This window comes from Micromonospora inaquosa (genome assembly GCF_003857055.1).
Classification (GTDB): Bacteria; Actinomycetota; Actinomycetes; order Mycobacteriales; family Micromonosporaceae; genus Micromonospora; species Micromonospora inaquosa.
In genome coordinates, this window is sequence record NZ_QGSZ01000028.1 from 1 (window position 1) to 2,628 (window position 2,628).

4 protein-coding genes are annotated in these 2,628 nt (G+C 68.8%); 1 reads left to right on the forward strand and 3 read right to left on the reverse strand.

The window, feature by feature from the left end; genetic code table 11:
* The 3 genes from DLJ59_RS00165 to DLJ59_RS00175 all read right to left on the reverse strand — a co-directional run.
* The coding region (locus DLJ59_RS00165) for an Fpg/Nei family DNA glycosylase (RefSeq protein ID WP_148096912.1) at window positions 1–799 on the reverse strand (799 nt) is incomplete at its 3' end.
* 78 nt (window positions 800–877) lie between these two features.
* A complete protein-coding gene (locus DLJ59_RS00170) occupies window positions 878–1,078 on the reverse strand; it encodes a DUF397 domain-containing protein (protein WP_124770517.1) in 201 nt (66 codons plus the stop codon).
* Window positions 1,071–1,958, reverse strand: coding sequence for a helix-turn-helix domain-containing protein (locus DLJ59_RS00175; RefSeq protein ID WP_124770518.1), 888 nt, complete (start codon window positions 1,956–1,958; stop codon window positions 1,071–1,073). Before DLJ59_RS00175 ends, DLJ59_RS00170 begins: the two co-directional genes overlap by 8 nt.
* Before the next feature lie 423 nt (window positions 1,959–2,381).
* Here DLJ59_RS00175 and DLJ59_RS00180 point away from each other — a divergent pair.
* On the forward strand, window positions 2,382–2,628 hold a 247-nt coding region (locus DLJ59_RS00180; protein ID WP_124770519.1), incomplete at its 3' end, for a hypothetical protein.

Here is a 2,628-nt window from a genome sequence, read left to right on the forward strand (position 1 = left end):
GGCAGGTACGGCACCAGTAGAGGTTGCGGCCGGCTAGGCCGCCGCGGCTGATCTCGGTGCCGCAGACGTGGCAGGGTGCGCCGGGGCGGCGGTAGACGTACACCTCGCCACCGTGCCGGTCCATCCGCGCCGGGCGGCCCATCGCCTCCGGCAGGTGCGCGTCGCGAACGGTGTCGATCCGGCCCTGCTCGACGGCGAGCCGCATCAGCCCGACCAGGTCGGCCCAGAGCGCGTCCCAGCCGGTTCTGGTCAGCTGCCGCCCCGGCATCGTGGGCGGCAGCCCCGCCCGGAACAACGCCTCGGTCACGAAGATCAAGCCGGTGCCGGCCACCACCGACTGGTCCAGCAGCAGCGCGGCGAGAGGTGTGGGGCTGCGGGCGATCCGGGTGTACGCCCGCTGCGGGTCGGCGTCGACGCGCAACGGATCCGGCCCGAGGCGGGCCCGCAGCGCGGCCACCTCGGGCGGGGTGAGCAGCTCACAGGCCGTGGGCCCGCGCAGGTCCAGCCAGTGCCGGTCGCTGACCAGCCGTAGCCGCAGCTGACCGACCGGCTCCGGCGGCTCCCCCGACCCGTCGGTGAACTTGCCGTACAACCCGAGGTGTACGTGCAGGGTCAGCTCGCCGGCGTAGTGGTGCAGCAGGTGCTTGCCGTACGCCTCGGTGCCCTCCAGCACCGTCCCGGAGAGCCGGGCGGCACCGTCGGCGAAACGACCCTGCGGGCTCGTGGCGTGCAGCTTGTCCCCGGCGAACAGCTTGGCGTGCCGGGCCGCCAGGCGATGGATGGTGTGTCCCTCTGGCACAGGTGCCAAGGATAGCCAGCCCGGCCCGACCGGGTTGCGCGCTGATCGAGTCGCGTCCCGGCGGTGGGTTGATCGAGGTCAGCGCTGGCGCTGCTCCTTGACGCCGCCCACGAACGCGGCCCAGGTGGCCGGGGCGAAGGTCAGCGCCGGACCGCTCGGGTCCTTACTGTCCCGTACGCCCACGACGCCGGGCAGGTTGTCGGCCACCTCGACGCAGTCACCGCCGCTCCCGCCACTGCGGGTGCTCTTGCGCCAGCTGGCACCGGCAAGGTCAGTCATGATGCTCCTCGATGATCGAAGTGATCATTTTCTCTGATTCTGCCTCACCCGACGCGAGCGCCTCCAGATCCGACCAGACATGTTCGAAGGCGGCCACCTCGGCTGGCTTGTCCAGATAGAGCGCTCCGGTGATGTTCTCCAGGTAGACGGTGGTCGGCTCGGTCGACGCCCTGCCGAACGCCTGTGGGAAGTCCAGCAGGACGAAGGTGCCGGTCTCGCTGGCCAAGGGCGGACCGGCGGCGAGCGGCAGCACCCGCAGACTCACGTTCGGCAGCGCGGCCACGTCGAGCAGGTGTCGCAACTGCTGAGCCATCGCCCGGCGGTCGGGGATCGCGCGTCGCAGCACGGCCTCGCTCAGGACGACCCGCAGGGTGGGCGCGGTGGGCAGCCGGCGCACGAGAATGCCCTGCCGTTGCAGCCGCACCTCCACCAACTTCTCCCGCTCCTCGCCGGTCATGGTCGGATTCTTCCGGCGGAACAGTTCGCTGGCGTACTCCCGGGTTTGCAGAAGCCCGGGGATCAGCTCCGAATCATATCGGCGAATCAGCGTGGCCGACGATTCTAGGCCGACGTACAGCGAGAACCACGACGGAACCACATCGCCGTACGAATGCCACCAACCCCTGGCGCGAGTCTCCTTCGCGAGCCCAGCGACGATTTCCTTCATCGCGTCCGGAACTCGGTAGAGAACGCACATCGCGCGGGCGTCCACCACGCGCACCGGCACCAACCCCTTCTCGATGCGCCACACCTTCTGCCGCGAGCAGTCAAGTGCTTCGGCCGCAGCGTCCAGCGTCACCGACGCATCCTCGCGGAGCTGCGTGAGCAACCGTCCGAGCTGCCGCCGAGGAACCGTGGACCCGCTTGTTTCATCCGTCATGCAACATCACCGCTCTCCTCCTGCAACACCGAATGTTTCGCCCCGAGCGCATTTCATTACCATTCCTCGTGCGTCGATATGGTCTGAGGTTAGGGCGGGTTTTGGCGTTGCACAAGGTGGCCAGCATGGAACATGCTGTCACGCGTCAGCAGATCCCAGAAATGGCGTCGGGAATGGGTCGACAATAGCCCACTGCCGCACGCGCGAGCATGAGCCGTGAACCGGTGTGACGCTATTCTTCGGGAAGGACACCGCTGTGCGCGTGTCGTACAACGAATACCTCTTGGTCACCGCACTGACCCTCGCCCGTCGACACCGGCCCGTCTGGAGCTGGACGCGCTGGCGCACTGTGTGCCGCTGCGGCGCGGACCTGCCCTGCCGAGCGCGCCATCGCATCCCGATCAACCGCGGGCACTGGCCGACGTGACCGACCTGAAGCCCGGCGACCTGCTGCTGATCGGCGCGGCGTGCTCGGTGCAGTTCGCTGGTAACCGGGCACTGCGCCTGCGACTGGTGAGCGTGGACCCGCGCCCGACCTACCACGGTTGGGTCTGGCTGACGGGTTACGTGTTGAACGAAAAGGGCGCGGCCGTCGACAAGCGAGAGGTATTCGTGCAACAGGCCGGCGTGCGGGTGCTCCGGGCAGCGCCCGCACGCCGGCCTGTTGCAC